The following is a 19785-nucleotide window of genomic DNA, read 5'->3' on the forward strand; positions in this document are numbered from 1 at the left end:
GTTCGCGTGTTCTCGTCGTACGCCGTGACGGCGGAGGAACGGACGTGTGTCGCCCGTCGCCCCCGCCGATGCTCAGGTACCGCCGGTTCTGCGCCGCAGCGCGACATCCCCGTCGGCGACCCCGGCCGCCAGCCGCAGGGCCAGGTTGTCCAGCGCCTGCAGTTGGCGCCTGACCTGCGCTCGCTGCCGGTCCGTCTCGCTCAGGATGCTCTCCAGTTCGGCGACCTCCTCGGGCGGCAGCTCCGGCACGTCCATGTCCCGCACGCTCACCCTCCGCACCAGGGAGCCGCTGCTGCGCTGCTGGTTGCGCGGGGCGGCGAGCAGCTGAGCCAGCGGCTGGGGGCGCATCCACAGCTCCTCGGAGCGGGCCTCTCCCGCCAGGAACGGACGGTACGCGGCGATCCGCAGCCCCTGAACCGGTGCCAGCAGAACGCATCCGCCCGCATCGTCGACGTGTGTACGGATGCCGTGCTCGGTCAGCAGGAAGACATCGCCGCGCTCGGTGACCACCGCCTGCGGATACTGCGCCAGGTCCTCCAGCGCGATCCGCCTCTTGCCGAACGGCAGCGCGCCGAGCATCTCCTCCCGGCCGACGACCGGCAGTCCGGCGTCCCCGATGTCCGCCTCGCGGATCCGGTGACCGGCCAGCAACCTGAGCTGGCCGCCCTTCAGGTGCTCCCCGACTTTGCGGTGCGCCAACCTTGCGTCCGGCTGCCGTCTGGCGACGCCGAGATCGCCTATCCAGTCCTTGAGCCGGGGCAGTGCGACGGCGGCCTCTCGGCGGGCGTCCAGGGTCGCCGAGAAGTGGTCCAGGCCCTGCTCCTTCGCGGCGAGCCGATGCGCGGGCAGGACCGAGCGGCCGTCCAGGAGGGATGCCGCTCGCGGCCCCGTGTCCCACACGGGAAAGAACCCGGCCTCCTCGTCCACCGGTGAGCGCCCTGCGACCAGTACCTCGGCCACGTACCCGACCCACTCCCCGCCGACCCGACGGGCGATGCGGTCGGCGTCGACCAGCAGCACGTCGCCCGGTTCCTCCTGCGAGGATTCCTCCTGCGACGCCACGCCACGCAGTACCAGCAGTGCGTGCTCCGCGCCCGTACGGAACGGGTGGATGCGGCGCGGCAGTTGGACGACAGCGGACACCGCACCACCGCTCAGCAACTGCTCCCGCATCCGCATACTCGGCGTCGGCGCCGTGACGCGAGGCCGGCTCAGCGTCCACGACGGCACGACGACATAGCCCCGTCCGCCCGGCTTCAGCCGCCGTACGGCCTCCAGCGCCCAGCCGAGCGGCCCGTCCTCGTCGGACTCCCGCTCACCGGAGGCGTAGGGGGGATCGGCGAGGACCAGATCCGCGGACGGCATGCCCCAGGGGCGGTCCGGATCGAGGTCGAACTCCCGCTGCTCCCACGGCCGCAGGGTGTCCAGGTCCCCTGGGCGGGCGCATACGTCCACGGCGGTGCAGTAGTGGGCGAACAGCCGGTACAGCAGCAGCTTGGCGCGCAAGGGGTCGGACTCCACCGCCACGATGTCACCGCGGCCGCCGATGTCGTCCCGGACGAACAGCAGCTCACCGGTCCCCGCACACAGGTTGATCACCGACGGCTGGCCGGGGCCCGCGGTCAGCACCCCGGACGGGCCGACCAGGCGGCTGATCAGCCCGGCGAGCGTCGGCGGTGTCGTGTCCGTCGTCAGGTCCGATTCCAGCCGCTCGGCCAGTCCTAGCACGGTGTCGGCGGCGACGCCGGGCGAGCCGAGTTCCTCGATGAGCTCGCGGACGGCACGGGCCACACGGGGATCGGCGTTCTCCGCGTCTTCCACCAGTTGTTCGGGGAGAGCTTCCCGGTACCAGTCGCCGCCCTCACCCGCCATGGCACACACCGCGAGCGCGTCGACGATGAGCCGGTTCGCGGAGCCCAGTTCGTGGCGCAGCGCGACCAGCCCGCGCAGTCGCAGTCCTCGCCGGAACCGGTCGCCGTAGGTCGGGACGGTGTCGTCCTCGTCCGGCTCCGCGTCCGGGATCGGGCGCAGGTCCAGCCAGGACGCCACCTCCTCGGCGTCGAAGAGAGGCCTGCTGTCGCTGCCCGCCACGGGATCGGGGAACGGCGCGCGCCGGTCACGGCCCGCTTCCAGGACGTCCTTGGCGAACCGGCGTCGCCAGTTGCTGACCGTAGGCCGGCCGACCTCGGCGAGCTCCTTGATCTCCCCGAGGGAGACCAGTGCCGACCCGTCCGCCACGCCGGTTACCTGCGCCGCCATCTCCGCTCCCACTCGTTCTCGATCGTCCTTTCCGGCAACCGCCGCCGGCGTCACGAGCTCACAGCCGCATCGGCTCCTCGCCGGAGAGCACCGCGTTCCTGCGCGCCAGCACGTCAGGCACCTGGCCGTACTTCTCGTGCCGGTCGGCCATCTCCGGTGAGACGTGCCGCATCAACGTCAGCGCGGTCTCCAGGTCCCGCTGCAGATGCCGCTGGAAGACGGACTCATGGTGCGCGATGCGGTTCCGCAGCGTGAGCATGAACTGGAACTTGGTGTACAGGTCGTCCCGACCACCGCGGTGCTCCAGGAACACATGACGGAGTGAAGAGTTCCAGTACTTCATCTCGTAGTTGTCACGGCCACCACGCCCGAGCAGGCTGACCCAGAACCCGAAGGAAAGCTGCGCGACGATGTCGCACGGACCGAACGGGCGGTACGGTCGCCTGCCCTCCAAGGTCTCGCGCGCCCCGTCCAGCATGTCCAGCCCCTTGTGGTTGGGCCGAGCCTTCGGAACGTCCCACCACGCCTCTTGACCGTGCTTGCCCACGAGCTGACGGTGGAGCCGGTTGCGCAGGCTCACCTCAAGGTCGCGCAGGGGGCTCTGCAGAGCGCGGGCCACCTCCGAGTCCCAGGCGTACAGCCGCAGTGCGCGCCTACGGTCACCTCCGCACTTGTGCAGGAACGGCTGGAACCGCTCCTGAGAGATGGCCGCGATTAACCCGTCGTCCTCGTTCGCCCCACGATCACTCAGCGTCATCACGCGTCCTTTCGCCCGTGACCCGCCCGTGGTAGGGTCTGTCGAGTAAGCCTTGGATCACTGTCACTGCATCGCATACAGCCCTTGGCAGTGCTTGGTTGTGGCCCCCGAGTCCGCCCGCCCAGTTCAGGCGGACTCGGGGGCACAGCTGCCTCTGAGGCAGGGCGGCTCGGAGTCCGCATCGCATCGACCGGCCCCCACTAATCACAGTAGTAGTCGCGGGATCCCAGGTCAACGTTTTACAGATACCTACTTGTGAGAAGCACCCTTCTCAGAAGGAGCTGGCGTTCAAGTACACCAGTGAAAACACGTGCGCCCTGCCTCTCCAGCGCGGAGAGGCAGGGCGCACGGCCTGTCTGGACAGCGAACGGCGCAAGCAGCTACGTGGCCCGCCGCCTGCGCGCCCCCGGCCGCCGCTCGCTCGGGCGGCTGACCGGGTCGCCGGCCTCCTGGGCCGCCGCGCGCCGGCGCAGGCCGAAGTCGGCCAGCGCCTCGGCGAGCTTGTGCACCGACGGCTCGGGAGCCATCACGTCGACCCTCAGCCCGTGCTCCTCGGCCGTCTTGGCGGTCGCCGGGCCGATGCACGCGATGACGGTGACGTTGTGCGGCTTGCCCGCGATACCCACCAGGTTGCGCACGGTGGACGACGACGTGAAGAGCACGGCGTCGAAACCGCCGCCCTTGATCGCCTCGCGTGTCTCCGCCGGCGGCGGAGAGGCCCGCACGGTCCGGTAGGCGGTGACGTCGTCGACCTCCCAGCCCAGCTCGATGAGCCCGGCCACCAGGGTCTCGGTGGCGATGTCGGCGCGCGGCAGGAACACCCGGTCGATCGGGTCGAAGACCGGGTCGTAGGGCGGCCAGTCCTCGAGGAGCCCGGCGGCCGACTGCTCGCCGCTCGGCACCAGGTCCGGCTTCACGCCGAAGGCGATGAGCGCCTTCGCCGTCTGCTCCCCGACCGCGGCCACCTTGATGCCCGCGAAGGCACGCGCGTCGAGCCCGTACTCCTCGAACTTCTCCCGCACCGCCTTGACGGCGTTGACGGAAGTGAACGCGATCCACTCGTAACGGCCGGTCACCAGGCCCTTGACGGCGCGCTCCATCTGCTGGGGCGTGCGCGGCGGCTCGACGGCGATCGTCGGCACCTCGTGCGGCACGGCCCCGTACGACCGCAGCTGGTCGGAGAGCGACACCGCCTGCTCCTTCGTACGCGGCACGAGGACCTTCCAGCCGAACAGCGGCTTGGACTCGAACCACGACAGCTGGTGGCGCTGGGCGGGGGCGGAACGCTCGCCGACCACCACTATCACCGGCCGGCCGCCCTCCGGGGAGGGCAGTACCTTCGCCTGCTTCAGCGTCTGGGCGATCGTGCCCAGCGTCGCCGACCACGTCCGCTGCCGGGTCGTGGTGCCGGCCACGGTGACCGTCATCGGGGTGTCGGGCTTGCGGCCCGCCGACACCAGCTCGCCCGCGGCCGAGGCCACGGAGTCGAGGGTCGTCGACACGACGACCGTGCCGTCGGAGGCGCCGACCTCGGTCCAGCAGCGGTCCGAGGCCGTGCGCGCGTCCACGAACCGGACGTCCGCGCCCTGCGCGTCGCGCAGCGGCACACCGGCGTACGCGGGCACGCCGACGGCGGCCGCGATGCCGGGGACCACCTCGAAGGGAACGCCGGCGGCCGCGCACGCGAGCATTTCCTCCGCCGCGTACGTATCCAGTCCCGGGTCCCCGGACACCGCACGGACGACCCGCCTGCCGCCCCGCGCGGCCTCCATGACAAGATGTGCGGCATCGCGCACAGCGGGTGCCTCAGCGGTTGTTGACGTGCCGTCAACGATCGTCGGGCGGGGTGCGCCCGTGAGCGCGAGCGGGTCCGGCGAAGGACCCACGTCCGCGTGCACGACGGCGACACCCGGCCTGGCGTGCGTCCGCACGACGTCGAGCACCTCGTGCTCGGCGACGAGGACGTCCGCGTGCGCCAGCGCCTCGACGGCGCGCAGAGTAAGTAGCCCCGGATCCCCGGGTCCGGCACCCAGGAAGGTGACGTGCCCGTGTTCAGGACCGGCGGCTGGAAGGGCGGTGGGGCTCACTGTGCTCGCTCCCCCATCAGACCGGCCGCGCCCTGGGCGAGCATCTCGGCGGCGAGTTCCCGACCGAGCGCCATTGCCCCGTCGTGCGTCTCGGGCACGGGACCGGTGGTGGACAGCTGCACCGTGCGAGCGCCGTCGGTGGTGCCGACGACGCCACGCAGGCGCATCTCCTTGACAATCTGCCCGTCGGCCAGCAGGTCGGCCAGCGCGCCCACAGGGGCGCTGCAGCCGGCCTCCAGGGCGGCGAGCAGGGACCTTTCGGCAGTGACGGCGACCCGGGTGAAGGGGTCGTCGAGTTCGCCGAGCGAGGCGATCAGCGCTGCGTCGTCCGCGACGCATTCGATCGCCAGTGCTCCCTGGCCGGGAGCGGGCAGAACCGTGTCTATCGACAGGAAGTCGGTGACCTCGTCGATGCGGCCGATGCGGCTCAGACCGGCCGCGGCCAGCACCACCGCGTCCAGCTCGCCGTCGTGCACGTACCGGATCCGGGTGTCGACGTTCCCGCGTATCGCAACCGTCTCGATGTCCAGCCCGTGGGCGCGTGCGTACGCGTTCAGCTGGGCCGTGCGACGGGGCGAGCCGGTGCCGATGCGCGCCCCGCGCGGCAGGTCGGTGAACTTCAGCGCGTCCCGGGCGACGATCACGTCACGGGGATCCTCGCGCACCGGCACGGCGGCCAGGACCAGGTCCTCGGGCTGCGTGGTGGGGAGGTCCTTCAGCGAGTGAACCGCGAAGTCGACCTCACCCCTCGCCAGCGCGTCGCGCAGCGCGGTCACGAAGACGCCCGTGCCGCCGATCTGCGCCAGGTGCTCTCGGGAGACGTCGCCGTAGGTGGTGATCTCGACGAGTTCCACGGGCCGTCCGGTCACCCGGCTCACGGCGTCCGCGACCTGCCCGGACTGGGCCATGGCGAGTTTGCTGCGCCTGGTCCCCAGTCTCAGTGCCTTCGTACTCATGCCGCTCATGCCGGCCCTCGGTTCTGTGCGTTCTTCTCGGTGCTGTCCTCGGCCCGGGACACGGCGGCCACCGTCTCCTGGTCGAGGTCGAACAGGGTCCGCAGCGCGTCGGCGTACCCGGCGCCGCCGGGCTCGGCCGCGAGCTGCTTGACCCGTACCGTCGGCGCGTGCAGCAGTTTGTCGACGACACGCTTCACGGTCTGCGTGATCTCCGCCCGGTGCTTGTCGTCCAGGCCGGGCAGCCGCCCGTCGAGCCGGGCGATCTCGCCGGCCACGACGTCGGCGGCCATGGCGCGCAGCGCGACCACGGTCGGGGTGATGTGCGCGGCCCGCTGTGCGGCGCCGAAGGCGGCGACCTCGTCGGCGACGATCCGCCGCACCTGGTCCACGTCGGCGGCCATCGGCGCGTCGGCGGAGGCCTCGGCGAGCGACTCGATGTCGACCAGCCGCACTCCGGCGAGGCGGTGCGCGACCGCGTCGACGTCCCGCGGCATCGCGAGGTCGAGCAGGAAGAGGACGGGCTGCGGCCGCGCCGGCGCGGCGACCGGCTCGGGCCTGCGGCGCTCGGGGATGCGGCCGACGGCGGCGGCGGTCGCGGCGAGCGCGGCGATCAGTTCGGCGTCGGTCTCGGGGCTGCGGCGGGCGGCGAGCCGGCGGTCCACGGTCGCGTTGTCGACCCAGGCGGCGTGCTGCTCCAGCGTGGCCGCGTCCATGCCGGCGACGGCGGCCTCCCCCAGCACGGAGAAGCCGGACTGCTGCACGGCGGACTGCTGCACCGCGCCCAGGTCGAGCGGGCAGTTCTCGTCGGCGCCGGCCGCGGTGGACGGCAGCGGCCGTACGTCCGCGGCCGCGCTCTCCTCGTCGAAGGCGGCGGGCGTGCCGGTACGGCCCTCGACGGCGGCGGCGACCGCTTCCGCCGTCAGGACCAGGCCCGTCGCGCCGGTGCAGGAGACGGCCACGTCGGCACGTGTCAGCTCGGCCGGCACCGATTCCATCGGTACCGCGCGGGCCGACACGTGCGTGCCGCCGGCCTCCGCCAGTATCTGGGCGAGCCGCTCGGCCCGGTCGAGGGTGCGGTTGGCGACCACGACCTCGGCGACCCCGGCCCGCGCGAGTGTGGCGGCGGCCAGCGACGACATGGAACCCGCGCCGATGACGAGGGCCCGCTTGCCCCGCGCCCACCCGGTCACGTCCTCGCCCAGGGCCAGCTGCTCCAGGCCGAAGGTGACCAGGGACTGCCCGGCGCGGTCGATGCCGGTCTCGGAGTGCGCGCGCTTGCCGACCCTGAGGGCCTGCTGGAACAGGTCGTTGAGCAGCCGTCCGGCGGTGTGCAGCTCCTGCGCCCGGGCCAGCGAGTCCTTGATCTGCCCGAGGATCTGCCCCTCTCCGACGACCATGGAGTCCAGCCCGCAGGCCACCGAGAAGAAGTGGTGGACGGCGCGGTCCTCGTAGTGCACGTAGAGATAAGGAGTGAGCTCCTCGAGGCCGACGCCGCTGTGCTGGGCGAGCAGCGTGGAGAGCTCGGCGACGCCGGCGTGGAACTTGTCCACGTCGGCGTACAGCTCGATCCGGTTGCACGTGGCGAGGACGGCGGCCTCGGTGGCCGGTTCGGCGGCGACCGTGTCCTGGAGCAGCTTGAACTGGGCGTCCGTGGACAGCGAGGCGCGCTCCAGCACGCTCACCGGGGCGCTGCGGTGGCTCAGTCCGACGACGAGGAGGCTCATGCCGGCATCACGGCGGGCACGTCCCCGTCGGGTCCCTGGTCGGTGGAGGCGTCGTGGCTGACCGGCGCGGGGGCGGCGGCGTCGCTCGCCGCGGCCTCCTCGACGGCCTTGCGCTGCTCGTGGAAGGCGAGGATCTGCAGCTCGATGGAGAGGTCGACCTTGCGCACGTCGACGCCGTCGGGCACTGCCAGCACGGTCGGCGCGAAGTTCAGGATGGAGGTGATGCCGGCGGCCACGAGCCGGTCGCAGACCTGCTGGGCGACGCCCGGCGGGGTCGTGATGACGCCGATGGAGACGCCGTTCTCGGAGATGATCTTCTCCAGGCCGTCGCTGTGCTGCACGGCGATCCCGGCGACCTGCTTCCCGGCCATCGCGGGATCGGCGTCGATGAGCGCCGCGACCCGGAACCCGCGCGAGGCGAACCCGCCGTAGTTGGCGAGCGCCGCGCCGAGGTTTCCGATGCCGACGATGACGACCGGCCAGTCCTGGGTGAGGCCCAGCTCGCGCGAGATCTGGTAGACGAGGTACTCGACGTCGTAGCCGACACCGCGCGTTCCGTAGGAGCCCAGGTAGGAGAAGTCCTTGCGCAGCTTCGCGGAGTTGACGCCCGCGGCGGCCGCGAGCTCCTCGGAGGAGACCGTGGGCACCGAGCGCTCCGACAGTGCGGTCAGCGCGCGGAGGTACAGCGGAAGCCGGGCGACGGTGGCCTCGGGAATCCCTCGGCTACGGGTCGCCGGTCGGTGAGTTCGGCCAGTTGCCACGGTGCTCCTGCGGGTAGAGCGGGGCTGCAGGCGGTCACATGTTCCCAGACCGCCCCGTCGACAGCAGGCTATGTCTTTGTGAACGCGTGCACAAAGATGGTGTCCGATTTGCCCGGCCAACGTGACCGGGGTCACGCGCGTCATTACAGGGGGCAAAACCGTCACTCTCCTCGTGAATCCCGCCCCCGAGACCAAAGCGCCATCGATCCTAAGCGACGCCGGCAGGTCCTTGTACTGCTCGGTCAGTTCTCATCCGGCCAGCTCCTTGCGGAGCCGCCCCTCGTCCACCCGCCAGAAGGTGTGCTGCCTGCCGTCCACCAGGACGACCGGAATCTGCTCCCAGTACTGCTCGTACAGCTCACGGTCGTCGGCGATGTCCTTCTGCTCCCAGGGCACGCCGAGTTCCCCGCAGACCCGCGCGACCACCTGCTCCGCGTCGTCGCACAGATGGCAGCCCGCCTTGCGGATGAGAGTGACCGACCGCTCGTGCGCGTCGGCCCTGCGTCGGAAGAGGGGAGTCATGGCGCCATTGTCGCGCTTTCGGCGACGGGACGGCCGCGAGTGTTCACACACTGGCGACCGGACCGATCCGGAACCGCCGAACAGACTGGCTATGCTCACGCCATGGCCGCTCTAGGATGGCTCACTCCCCGTAGGCGTTCCGCCACGGCGCGGAGCGTGTTGGCAGGCGAGGCCTCGGCCGAGGCAGCCCGCAAGTCCACCCAGGAAGCCCTGGACTCCCAGGACGCCCTGGAAACCTCGGACCGGGAACCGCAGTTCCCGGTGCACGGCGACGCGATGGCCGCCGCCTTCTTCGACCTCGACAACACCGTGATGCAGGGCGCCGCGCTCTTCCACTTCGGCCGCGGCCTGTACAAACGGAAGTTCTTCGAGACCCGCGACCTGGTCCGCTTCGCCTGGCAGCAGGCGTGGTTCCGGCTGGCCGGCGTCGAGGATCCCGAGCACATGCAGGAGGCCCGCGACTCGGCTCTGTCGATCGTCCAGGGCCACCGCGTCTCCGAGCTGATGTCGATCGGCGAGGAGATCTACGACGAGTACATGGCCGAGCGCATCTGGCCGGGCACCCGCGCCCTGGCCCAGGCCCACCTGGACGCCGGCCAGAAGGTGTGGTTGGTCACAGCCGCCCCGGTGGAGATCGCCCAGGTGATCGCCCGCCGGCTCGGCCTCACCGGCGCACTGGGCACGGTCGCGGAGTCGGTCGACGGCGTCTACACCGGCAAGCTGGTGGGCGAGCCCCTGCACGGGCCCGCCAAGGCGGAGGCGGTGCGTGCGCTGGCGGCGGCGGAGAACCTGGACCTCTCGCGCTGCGCCGCGTACAGCGACTCCCACAACGACATCCCGATGCTCTCCCTGGTCGGCCACCCCTACGCCATCAACCCGGACGCCAAGCTGCGAAAGCACGCCCACAGCCTGGACTGGCGGCTGCGCGACTACCGAACGGGCCGCAAGGCGGCAAAGGTCGGCATCCCGGCGGCGGCGGGCGTCGGCGCGGTGGCCGGCGGCACGGCGGCGGCGATCGCCCTGCACCGGCGCCGGCGATGAGCTGACCCGCGCGCGGGGACGAGGCGCGCGGGAACAAGGACAGGGCCGAGCGGCCGGGCGGTGCGACACCGCCCGGCCGCTCCGTCTTGCGCCCCACCGCCCCGCGCCGGCACCCCGACCGCGTCCGTGGCCTCGCACCCCGACCGCCGCCCCGCCCCCCGACCGTCGCCCCGCCCGCGACCGTCGCTCCGTCCGTGTCGGACACCCCGCTCACGTCCGTCACACCGACGACAACACCCCACACCCACGAGCAAACCCGGTCAATCCGACGGCCGTACCCGCGTAACCCCGTGTCCAGTCCCGTTGTCCGCACACCGCCACAACTCGCCCTGGACCGACCCGAAACTCGAACCATTTCGATCAACAATCGCTCAGTCTGCATCGCTTGATCGAGCGCCAATAGGCCACAGAAGCGACGTAATCGATGATTTGAGCAACTCGGCGTAGCAGGCCCTGTACGAAGCGTTATTCTCCTCAGACGCAATCCGGTACCCCTCCCGTCGCCACGACGGGTGAAAGGTTCCGCACTGCACGTGATGGAAGCTCTGCCTCTGGGAGTCCCGTGTACCCACACGTCGGGGTTGACACCTCGGGCCTGGCTACGCTGCGCGCAACGGTCGCTACGGTCCAGGACCTGTTGCGCGGCTTCGTCCCCACCGCGTACGCCGGCCCCGCCTTCGCCACCGCCGCTCCGGCGGGCCCCTGCTACGCACTGGCGGAAGGGAGCGCCGCGGTCGGCAGAAGAGGGCGCTCGACCAGCGGCGCGACCACCGCCACCCGCCGACCGGCCGCCGACAGCGACAGCGCCCGGATGATGGACCTCGTCGAACGAGCTCAGGCCGGCGAGGCCGACGCCTTCGGGCGGTTGTACGACCAGTACAGCGACACCGTGTACCGCTACATCTACTACCGGGTGGGCGGCAAGGCGACCGCCGAGGACCTCACCAGCGAGACGTTCCTGCGCGCCCTGCGCCGCATCGGGACGTTCACCTGGCAGGGCCGCGACTTCGGCGCCTGGCTCGTCACCATCGCCCGCAACCTCGTCGCCGACCACTTCAAGTCGAGCCGCTTCCGGCTCGAGGTGACCACCGGCGAGATGCTCGACGCCAACGAGGTCGCGCGTTCTCCCGAGGACTCCGTCCTGGAGTCCCTGTCCAACGCCGCACTGCTGGACGCGGTGCGCCGGCTCAACCCCCAGCAGCAGGAGTGTGTGACGCTCCGGTTCCTGCAGGGCCTTTCCGTCGCCGAGACCGCTCGGGTGATGGGCAAGAACGAGGGCGCCATCAAGACCCTCCAGTACCGGGCCGTCCGCACCCTCGCCCGGCTGCTGCCGGAAGACGCCCGCTGACCGCCCCCGCCCGCAGCCCACTGTCGGCGTTCCCCAACTCACGTTCAGCGAAAGTCCGTTGCCTTCCCGATCCGATCATCCGCAGTCCGTAACCCAAGTGCCGCGCCAGTCGTTGTGCGGGATACAGGCTCCCTGTGGTCACGTCCTGGCCGGCCCCGATCACTCGATCGGGTGCAACCGGTACAGGGCGTGCAACCCTCAGTACCCCAAGGGAGTCGACCGTCATGACGAGAGGAGGTGCCGCCCGTGATCGCGAACGTATCGGCGCACCGGCGGGCGAACGCCTTCGCCCAGGCCCTGGACGAGCAGTCCGCCCAGGGCACGGCGGCCGAGCAGACCGAAGGATCACCGCCGGCGTCGGCCGCTGCGGACCAGACCGGGCAGGGCCAGCTGCTGGCCCTCGCCACGAGTCTCGCCGAGCTGCCCAAGCCCGAACTCGATCCCGAGGTCAAGGTCGTCCAGCGGGCCCAGTTGGTCGCAGCGATGGAGGCAATGCTGCAGGCTGGCACCGCGGGAGGCGAGGCGGCGGACCTGTCGGTCCCCGAACAGCGGTCCCACCGGGGCAAGGGTGCCCACCGGGCCGGCCCGTTGGGCAAGTTCCGGCCGCGTTCCCGCCTCGCCAGGGGCCTCACCGCGGGCGGCCTCAGCGTCGGCGTCGCGGCGGGAGCCTTCGGCGGGGTCGCCGCCGCGAGCTCCGACGCCCTGCCCGGCGACGGGCTGTACGGGCTGAAGCGCGGGATCGAGGACTTCAAACTCAACTACCTGGCCGACGGTGACGACGAACGCGGTCGCACCTACCTCGACCAGGCCTCCACCCGCCTCGGCGAGGCCCGCAGGCTCATGGAACGGGGCCGCAGCGGCGACCTCGACCACGAGTCCCTCGGCGAGATCCGGCGCGCCCTGAACGGCATGCAGCACGACGCGTCGGAAGGCCATCGCCTCCTCCACGAGGCGTACGCGCACAACCCCGACTCGCTGGGCCCCATCCAGGCCCTCGATGCGTTCTCCCGCTCGCACCGCGAGGCGTGGGGCGCACTGCGCGAGCGGCTCCCGGTCCAGCTCGGGGACGTCAGTCAACAGGTGTCGTCGGTCTTCGACGCCATAGACGACGAGGTCGCCCCCCTGCAGTCGATGCTCCCGCGGCCCCCCGCACCTGGCGGCCGTGACACCCGCCAGGGCACCGGGTCGGCGTCCACAGGCAGCTCCTCGGACACCGGCCACCGCGGTGCCGCACCGGGCGGCGGCAAGAACACGTCCGACGGCACCGGGGGAGACACCGGCAGCCCCAGCAGGTCCGCCACCTCCGGGACGGGCGGCGACGGCCTCCTCGGTGGCAGCACCGGCGGCCTCCTCGACCCCCCGAAGGACACCGGCGGCCCCGCACCGACCACCAACCCGCCCCTCACCCGGCCCGACGTCACCCTCCCGCCCCTCCTCCCGGGCCTCCTCCCGGGCCTGGGCATCGACGGCGAGGACGCGGAGTAGCACCACCGCACACGGCGATGGGGGCGCCCCTTCTCGGAAGGGGCGCCCCCATCGCCGTGCCTGCGCCGGACGGCCCACGGGACAGACCGTGGAACGGGCGACGACACCAGTGACGAAACAGCCGGCGAGCGACCGGAAGAACACCGCTCAGAAGAACACCGACTAGAAGAACACCGACCGCCGCTGCACCAACAGCTTGTACAGCGTGTGCTGGATCTGTTCACGTACCTGATCCGTGAGGTTGAACATCAGCATCGGATCCTCCGCCGCCTCCGGCGGATAACCGTCCGTCCGGATCGGCTCGCCGAACTGGATCGTCCACTTCGTCGGCAGCGGGATCGCTCCCAACGGGCCCAGCCACGGAAACGTCGGCGTGAGCGGGAAGTACGGGATGCCCAGCACCCGGGCCAGCGTCTTGGCGTTGCCGATCATCGGGTAGATCTCCTCGGCCCCGACGATCGAGCAGGGGATGATCGGCACGCCCTTGCGCAGAGCCGTCGAGACGAAACCGCCCCGGCCGAACCGCTGAAGCTTGTACCGCTCGTTGAACGGCTTCCCGATGCCCTTGAAACCCTCCGGCATCACCCCGACGAGCTCGCCCTGGCCGAGCAGCCGCTCGGCGTCCTCCGCGCAGGCGAGGGTGTGCCCGAGCTTGCGCGCCAGCTCGTTGACGACCGGCAGCACGAAGACGAGATCGGCGGCGAGCAGCCGCAGATGACGGCCCGCCGGGTGCTGGTCGTGGACGGCGACCTGCATCATCAGGCCGTCCAGCGGCAGCGTCCCCGAGTGGTTGGCGACGATCAGCGCCCCGCCCTCCGCCGGGATGTTCTCGACGCCCTTCACCTCGACCCGGAAGTACTTCTCGTACAGCGGCCGCAGCAGGGACATCAGGACCTGGTCGGTCAGCTCCTCGTCGTAGCCGAAGTCGTCGACCTCGTAATCGCCCGTGAGCCGTCGGCGCAGGAAGGACAACCCGCCCGCGATCCGCCGCTCCAACCCGCCCCCGGCCTCGTAAGGCCGTTCCTCACCCGTCACAGGAACATCATCCAGCCCAGGCGCCCCGGTGTGCAGGGGCTGGACCCCGCCGACCGGGCCGTTCTCACCGACCTCGCCGAGTTCCAGGACCTGCGCGGGCTCGCCGTCCTTGCGACGGCTCCCCGCGCCCCGTCGCCGGGACGGCCGCGCCACGGCGCTCCCCCGGGACCGGTCGTCGTCGAACGGAATGACCTTGGCGTCCGCCATCGTTGATGCGCTCCTCAGTTGGCGCTCTGCGTCGGGGGGGTGACCGGGGACCGGTCCGGGGCCGTGCCACGGGTGCCGCCCGGCAGCGGCAGTGCGGCGATCCGGTCGACCGCCCCGGCGACGGCCTCCGGCGGCAGCAGACCGGGTCCGTGGGTGCGTGCGAAGTCCTCGAAGGTCTCGGCCGTCGTGTACCGGGGCACGAACCCCAGCGTCTCGCGCATCTGGACCGTCGACACGACCCGGCCGTGGGTGAGCAGCCGGATCTGCTCCGGCGAGAAGTCCGTCATTCCCAGCGTACGCACCAAAGAACCCGCCCAGGTGACGGCCGGCAGCAGCAGCGGCACCGTGGGCCGCCCGAGCCGCCGCGAGCACTGCGACAGCAACAGCACCCCGTCCCCGGCGATGTTGAAGGTGCCGCTGTTCAGCGTGCCCCGCTCCGGCTCGTGCGAGGCGATCCGCAGCACCTGGATCACGTCGTCCTCGTGCACGAACTGCAGCCGGGGGTCGTAGCCGAACACGGTGGGCAGCACGGGCAGCGCGAAGTACGAGGCGAGCGGCGTCTCGGCGGTGGGCCCGAGGATGTTGGCGAACCTCAGCACGCACACGGCGACGTCCGGTCGCCGCCGGGCGAACCCGCGGACATACCCCTCCACCTCGACGGTGTCCTTGGCGAAACCACCGCTGGGCAGCGCCTTGGCGGGCGTGGTCTCGGTGAACACGGCCGGGTCCCGGGACGCGGACCCGTACACGTTGGTGCTGGACTTCACGACGAGCCGCTTCACGTTCGGCGACTTCTGACACGCGCCGAGCAGCTGCATCGTCCCGATGACGTTGGTCTCCTTGACCGTGGTCCGGCTGCCGCTGCCCAGCGCGGTCGCCGTCACGTCCAGATGGACGACCGTGTCGGCGCCGGTCTCGGCCAGCACCCGCGCGATGGTGGGCTGCCGGATGTCGGCCTGGATGAACTCGGCGCCCCCGAGATGATGCTCGGGCCGCACGACGTCCACGGCGACCACCCGGTCGACCTGGGGGTCTCGCTGGATCCGCCGTACGAAGCGGCCCCCCAGCTGACGGGCCACTCCGGTAACAAGCACGACCTTTCCCAAGATCCGCGCCTTCCTTCCGTCCTGGAACCGCCGACTGCCGCACCGGGTTCCCGTCTGCGGGCCAACTTAGCGGGTCGGTGTTGCCCTGTGATGACTGCCCGACGCGCGAAGTGACGAGATCCGGGCGGTCGTACGACCCACACCGCAATCATGCCGGTCCAGGCGGGCGCACGGCGTTCAACGGACCGCACCGCGCCCGGATATGCGTGTGGCCCCCCACCGACGGATCGATGGGGGGCCACACCACGCCTACGCGGTTCGCGTCGCGCGAAGGACGCGCGGAGAAGCAGAACGTGCCTGCTTCTCGCGCCTACTTCTTGTTGCGACGCTGAACGCGCGTGCGCTTGAGCAGCTTGCGGTGCTTCTTCTTGGCCATCCGCTTGCGCCGCTTCTTGATAACAGAGCCCACGACTACCCTCGCTCACTTCTCATCACTCGGTGCTGGGCGCCATGGGCCCATACGACCTACGAGGGGCTAGCCTACCCGCCTGAGCGCTGAGGTCGTAATCGAGGGCGGAAGGGCCCGGGACGGCACTGACGGCCGGACCCCCGCCGAGGGGGCCTGCCCGGCAGGCAGGCCCCGGCCGTCAGGCGGTTTCCACCCCCACGTAGCTCTCGCGGAGGTACTCGTGAACCGCTTGCTCGGGGACGCGGAAGGACCGCCCCACCCGGATCGCGGGCAGATGACCACTGTGCACCAGCCGGTACACGGTCATCTTCGACACTCGCATCACCGAGGCGACTTCCGCCACGGTCAGGAACTGAACCTCGTTCAGAGGCCTCTCGCCAGCTGCAGCCATGACACACCTGAACCTTCCGCACTCGACTCGACGGCCACCGGCTTCCCCTTCCGGTGACTCTTCGTCGCTGCGTGCTCACTCCCCAATGTAGGGGCGGGTGATGCGAGTGGGGAAGAGGTGCACCCATCAGCGGCCTACTGTGACAGACACGCTCGATTGAGTACGTAGCGGGTCACCGGCCTGTAGTAATCGGCTCGCACGGCGTCATCAAGCGGAACCGCCACCGAGACGAGCCCCTCGGCCTCTCCCACGAACAGCGCGGGGTCGTCGGTGTCGCCCGGCCCGACCGCGTCGAACCCCAGCTGACCAGCCCCGCAGACCCATCCGTGGTCCCCGATCACGAGCTCGGGCAACGGTCCGCCGGCCTCGGCCGCCGCGGCGAGCGCCACCCGAACCGGCAGCGGAGAATGACTGTGCGCACCGGTCGCACAACCGGCGCGTTCACCCTCCGCCGCCCGGACGACCGCCACCCCTCGTACGTAGTCCAGGGTGTGGCGGCGTAGACCGAACCGGGTCGTTATGTCGACACAGCGACCCTGCGCCGGGGTGAGAACATCACATCCCGCCGTCTGCAAAGCGTCCGCAAGACCGGCGTAGAAACCCAGCAGCCGATGCGGATGCCCGGTGCCGAGCAGCACGGCCGCGCCACGCTGGGCGACCGAGGCGAGCCGCTCCGCGAACGCGTCGAGAGCGGCCAGGGTCCGCTCGGGATCGATCACATCATGCCCCGACACGCATCCCGGATCGGCCGAAACCCCACACTTGTCCGCCATCAACGCGATCACCTCGCGCTGCCCCCAACTGCCCTCGGGATCAAGTCCGATCAGCACGCGCGGATCCCGGGCGGCGAAGAGCCGATAGCTTCGCAGACTCACCTCGCGGGAGGTCGCGACCACGCCGGCCAACCGCGCGCGGAGCAGATGCGCCCGAAGCTCCCCGGTACTCGACACGGAAGCGATGCTGACGGACGAGAACGCCCGCCGGACACAAACCCCAAGAAAACCGCACAGTCGGCGTAACCCCCACCCACCCCGCCCGACCTTCCAACCCGCACACCCACCCCCGCCCGACCTTCCACACCGTCCGACCTTCCAACCCGCACACCCACCCACCCCGTCCGACCTTCCGCCCCGCACACCCACCCACCCCGCCCGGCCTTCCGCCCCGTCCGACCTTCCAGCCCGTCCGGCGTTTGAGGACGAGGCCGTCCAGGCCGACGGGGGTCCAGGGGGCGAAGCCCCTTGGCGGGGCGGCAGGGGCAGCGCCCTGCGGACGGGACGGGAAGGGGCGGCGGGGGCGAAAAAGGACCGCCCGGCACCACCGCACCCCCCTACGCCAGGAGCCCCCGCAACGGGAACACCGCCCGCCGAGTAGCCAGCACCGCCTGATCCAACCGATCGGCGGGGTCGTACCCCGCGTCCCACCCGGCCCACCCCACCGGCCACCGCCCGTCGGTCATCCGCATCGGCCCCAACTGCCGCGTGCGAGCGAAGACGTCCTGCCGCCACCCCTCCGGAATCACCGTCTCGGGCGCCACCGGCACACCGCCCGCCACCCCCACCAGATGCGCCCACGACCGCGGCACCACGTCCACCACCGCGTAACCGCCGCCGCCGAGCGCGATCCACTTCCCCCCGGCGTACTCGTGCGCCAGGTCGTGGCAGGCCACCTGCACCGCCCGCTGGGCGTCGAGCGACACCGCGAGATGGGCCAGCGGGTCCTCGAAGTGCGTGTCGGCGCCGTGCTGGGTCACCAATACATCCGGCCGGAAGTCGGCGATCAGCTCCGGCACCACCGCGTGGAACGCCCGCAACCACCCGGCGTCCCCGGTCCCGGCCGGCAGCGCGACGTTCACCGCCGACCCCGGCGCGGCCTCTCCACCGGTCTCCTCCGGCCACCCCGTCTGCGGGAACAGCGTCCGCGGATGCTCGTGCAAGGAGACCGTCAGCACCCGCGGATCCTCCCAGAACGCCGCCTGGACCCCGTCCCCGTGATGCACGTCCACGTCCACGTACGCGACCCGCTCCGCCCCGAGCTCCAGCAGCCGGGCGATCGCCAGCGAGGCGTCGTTGTAGATGCAGAACCCGGACGCACCCCCGGGCATCGCATGGTGCAGCCCGCCCGCGAAGTTCACCGCGTGCAGCGCCTCCCCCCGCCACACGGCCTCCGCCGCCCCCACGGACAGGCCGGCGATCAGCGCGGACACCTCGTGCATCCCCGCGAACGCCGGGTCGTCCATCGTCCCCAGCCCGTACGACTGGTCCGCCGCCCCCGGCTCGGCCGACGCCGCCTTCACGGCGTCGACGTAGTCCTCCCGGTGCACGAGCCGCAACGTCGACTCCCCGGCGGGCTTCGCCGAGACGACGTCCACCTCCCGGTCCAGCCCCAGGGCCCCGACCAGTCTCCGGGTCAGATCCAGCCGGACCGGATTCATCGGATGCCCGGGCCCGAAGTCATAGCCCGTTACTGCCTCGTCCCACATCAGCTGTGCGCGGCCGCTCATGCCCGTCACCGTATCGGTCCGGTTGAGCAGCGAACGAACGGGCGTACGCCAACGTCACCAGCACCAACACCATCGGCACGACCATCGCCCCCCGATAGCTCCACACGTCGCCCAGCGCCCCCACCAACGGCGACCCGACCAGGAACCCGACGTAGTTGAAGATGTTGAGACGGGCGATCGCCGCGTCCGAGGCCCCCGGGAACAGCCGCCCCGCCGCCGCGAACGTCTGCGGCACCAGCACGCACAGGCCCAGACCCACGAGCGTGAACCCCAGCATCCCGACCCACGCGCCCGGCGCGACGGCCACCACCGCGAACCCCGCCGCCGCGACCAACGCCCCCAGCCGCACCACCGCCGCGGCCCCGAACCGCCGCACCCCGAAGTCCCCGATGGCCCGCCCCAGCAGCGTGGTCACCATGTAGACGTTGTAGGGGACCGTCGCCAGCTGCTCCGAACTCCCCAGCACGTCCTGGAGGTACTTCGCGCTCCAGTTGGAGACCGTCGAATCGCCGATGTAGGCGAAGCTCATCACCAGGCACAGCGGCAGCAGCATCTTGAAGACGAGGCCCGCCTCGCCGCCGCCCGCCTTCCCGTCGTCCGCCGCCGCCCCGCCGGCCTCCGTACCCCCGTCCACATACCACCGGCTGCCCAGCAGCGCCGCCGGCAACAGCACCGCCACCACCGGCAGATACGAGACCCACAGCGTCAGATGCCAATGCGCCCCCGCCCAGGCGAGCGAGGCCCCCAGAATCCCGCCCAGGCTGTACGCCGCGTGGAAACTGAGCATGATGCTGCGCCCGTACGTCCGCTGCAGACTCACCCCGAGCATGTTCATCGAGGCGTCCAGCGCACCGACGGCCAGCCCGAACACGGCCAGGGCGACCCCCAGCTCGGCCATTCCCCGCCCCGCCCCGACCCCGAGCAGTGCCAGCAGCACCACGGGCTGGGACCAGCGCAGCAGCCGGCTGGGCGGTATCCGCTTCACCAGCTGCTCGGTCGTCACACTGCCGACGCCCGCGAGAATCGGGACGGCGGCCAGGAAGGCGGGCAACAACGCGTCAGAAACCCCGTACCTGTCCTGAATGGCCGGAATCCTCGTCACGAGCAGCGCGAAGGCGACCCCCTGAGCGAAGAAGCTGAACGCCAGAGAGGCCCTACCGCGCCGCAGCACATCTGTCATGGCGGCGAGCGTAG

General features: G+C 71.2%; 17 protein-coding genes. 3 read left to right on the top strand and 14 right to left on the bottom strand.

Features of this window, described 5'->3' with window-relative positions; all coding sequences use genetic code 11:
• Positions 1–72: 72 nt before the first annotated feature.
• The 7 genes from C6376_RS06680 to C6376_RS06710 form a co-directional block, all read right to left on the bottom strand.
• On the bottom strand, positions 73–2259 hold the full coding sequence (locus C6376_RS06680; RefSeq protein WP_107442575.1) for an N-6 DNA methylase: 2187 nt from the start codon (positions 2257–2259) through the stop codon (positions 73–75).
• A 58-nt stretch (positions 2260–2317) separates the two neighbouring features.
• Positions 2318–3016, bottom strand: coding sequence for an Abi family protein (locus C6376_RS06685; RefSeq protein ID WP_107442576.1), 699 nt, complete (start codon positions 3014–3016; stop codon positions 2318–2320).
• 380 nt (positions 3017–3396) lie between these two features.
• Positions 3397–5103 (bottom strand): bifunctional uroporphyrinogen-III C-methyltransferase/uroporphyrinogen-III synthase, encoded by a 1707-nt coding sequence (locus C6376_RS06690; protein WP_107442577.1) that lies wholly within the window; start codon positions 5101–5103, stop codon positions 3397–3399.
• On the bottom strand, positions 5100–6059 hold the full coding sequence (hemC, locus tag C6376_RS06695) for a hydroxymethylbilane synthase (protein WP_107442578.1): 960 nt from the start codon (positions 6057–6059) through the stop codon (positions 5100–5102). The genes C6376_RS06690 and hemC overlap by 4 nt, the downstream gene beginning before the upstream one ends.
• Positions 6060–6064: 5 nt before the next feature.
• Positions 6065–7783, bottom strand: a complete 1719-nt coding sequence (locus tag C6376_RS06700; RefSeq protein ID WP_107442579.1) for a glutamyl-tRNA reductase — start codon at positions 7781–7783, stop codon at positions 6065–6067.
• Positions 7780–8544 carry a redox-sensing transcriptional repressor Rex gene (locus C6376_RS06705; RefSeq protein ID WP_107442580.1) on the bottom strand — a complete coding sequence of 255 codons (765 nt, stop codon included), beginning with the start codon at positions 8542–8544 and terminating at the stop codon, positions 7780–7782. Before C6376_RS06705 ends, C6376_RS06700 begins: the two co-directional genes overlap by 4 nt.
• A gap of 249 nt (positions 8545–8793) precedes the next feature.
• Positions 8794–9066: a glutaredoxin family protein gene (locus C6376_RS06710; protein WP_107442581.1), complete on the bottom strand. Its 273-nt coding sequence runs from the start codon at positions 9064–9066 to the stop codon at positions 8794–8796.
• 102 nt (positions 9067–9168) lie between these two features.
• Here C6376_RS06710 and C6376_RS06715 point away from each other — a divergent pair, with 102 nt between their 5' ends.
• The 3 genes from C6376_RS06715 (at position 9169) to C6376_RS06725 (ending at position 12940) form a co-directional block, all read left to right on the top strand.
• Complete coding sequence (locus tag C6376_RS06715) at positions 9169–10107, top strand: HAD family phosphatase (RefSeq protein WP_107442582.1); 939 nt, start codon at positions 9169–9171, stop codon at positions 10105–10107.
• Between the two features lie 562 nt (positions 10108–10669).
• Positions 10670–11455, top strand: coding sequence for an ECF subfamily RNA polymerase sigma factor, BldN family (locus C6376_RS06720; RefSeq protein ID WP_107442583.1), 786 nt, complete (start codon positions 10670–10672; stop codon positions 11453–11455).
• 246 nt (positions 11456–11701) lie between these two features.
• The gene (locus C6376_RS06725) at positions 11702–12940 is read left to right on the top strand and encodes a DUF5667 domain-containing protein (RefSeq protein ID WP_107442584.1); all 1239 of its coding nucleotides are present in this window, start codon (positions 11702–11704) and stop codon (positions 12938–12940) included.
• A gap of 162 nt (positions 12941–13102) precedes the next feature.
• On the opposite strand, the gene C6376_RS06730 is transcribed toward C6376_RS06725, so the two are convergent.
• The 7 genes from C6376_RS06730 to C6376_RS06760 form a co-directional block, all read right to left on the bottom strand.
• Entirely contained in the window at positions 13103–14182 is a 1080-nt protein-coding gene (locus tag C6376_RS06730; RefSeq protein ID WP_107442585.1) for a lysophospholipid acyltransferase family protein, read from the bottom strand.
• A gap of 14 nt (positions 14183–14196) precedes the next feature.
• Positions 14197–15288, bottom strand: a complete 1092-nt coding sequence (locus C6376_RS06735) for an NAD-dependent epimerase/dehydratase family protein (RefSeq protein WP_107442586.1) — start codon at positions 15286–15288, stop codon at positions 14197–14199.
• 310 nt (positions 15289–15598) lie between these two features.
• Positions 15599–15697, bottom strand: a complete 99-nt coding sequence (locus tag C6376_RS06740) for an AURKAIP1/COX24 domain-containing protein (RefSeq protein WP_003948845.1) — start codon at positions 15695–15697, stop codon at positions 15599–15601.
• Positions 15698–15875: 178 nt separating this feature from the next.
• Positions 15876–16088 carry a helix-turn-helix domain-containing protein gene (locus C6376_RS06745; protein ID WP_004984898.1) on the bottom strand — a complete coding sequence of 71 codons (213 nt, stop codon included), beginning with the start codon at positions 16086–16088 and terminating at the stop codon, positions 15876–15878.
• A gap of 134 nt (positions 16089–16222) precedes the next feature.
• The gene (locus C6376_RS06750; RefSeq protein ID WP_107442587.1) at positions 16223–17038 is read right to left on the bottom strand and encodes a phosphatase; all 816 of its coding nucleotides are present in this window, start codon (positions 17036–17038) and stop codon (positions 16223–16225) included.
• Positions 17039–17418: 380 nt separating this feature from the next.
• Entirely contained in the window at positions 17419–18591 is a 1173-nt protein-coding gene (locus C6376_RS06755; RefSeq protein WP_107448809.1) for an acetoin utilization protein AcuC, read from the bottom strand.
• The gene (locus C6376_RS06760; protein WP_107442588.1) at positions 18542–19771 is read right to left on the bottom strand and encodes an MFS transporter; all 1230 of its coding nucleotides are present in this window, start codon (positions 19769–19771) and stop codon (positions 18542–18544) included. Before C6376_RS06760 ends, C6376_RS06755 begins: the two co-directional genes overlap by 50 nt.
• Between the last annotated feature and the right edge of the window lie 14 nt (positions 19772–19785).

This window comes from Streptomyces sp. P3 (genome assembly GCF_003032475.1).
Taxonomy (GTDB): domain Bacteria; phylum Actinomycetota; class Actinomycetes; order Streptomycetales; family Streptomycetaceae; genus Streptomyces.

Excerpts from the sequence above, each read along its gene's own strand:
- C6376_RS06680 (WP_107442575.1), bottom strand. The coding sequence starts at position 2,259 with ATGGCGGCGCAGGTAACCGGCGTGGCGGACGGGTCGGCACTGGTCTCC.
- C6376_RS06685 (WP_107442576.1), bottom strand. The coding sequence starts at position 3,016 with ATGACGCTGAGTGATCGTGGGGCGAACGAGGACGACGGGTTAATCGCG.
- hemC (WP_107442578.1), bottom strand. The coding sequence starts at position 6,059 with ATGAGTACGAAGGCACTGAGACTGGGGACCAGGCGCAGCAAACTCGCC.
- C6376_RS06700 (WP_107442579.1), bottom strand. The coding sequence starts at position 7,783 with ATGAGCCTCCTCGTCGTCGGACTGAGCCACCGCAGCGCCCCGGTGAGC.
- C6376_RS06710 (WP_107442581.1), bottom strand. The coding sequence starts at position 9,066 with ATGACTCCCCTCTTCCGACGCAGGGCCGACGCGCACGAGCGGTCGGTC.
- C6376_RS06715 (WP_107442582.1), top strand. The coding sequence starts at position 9,169 with ATGGCCGCTCTAGGATGGCTCACTCCCCGTAGGCGTTCCGCCACGGCG.
- C6376_RS06730 (WP_107442585.1), bottom strand. The coding sequence starts at position 14,182 with ATGGCGGACGCCAAGGTCATTCCGTTCGACGACGACCGGTCCCGGGGG.
- C6376_RS06745 (WP_004984898.1), bottom strand. The coding sequence starts at position 16,088 with ATGGCTGCAGCTGGCGAGAGGCCTCTGAACGAGGTTCAGTTCCTGACC.
- C6376_RS06755 (WP_107448809.1), bottom strand. The coding sequence starts at position 18,591 with ATGAGCGGCCGCGCACAGCTGATGTGGGACGAGGCAGTAACGGGCTAT.
- C6376_RS06760 (WP_107442588.1), bottom strand. The coding sequence starts at position 19,771 with ATGACAGATGTGCTGCGGCGCGGTAGGGCCTCTCTGGCGTTCAGCTTC.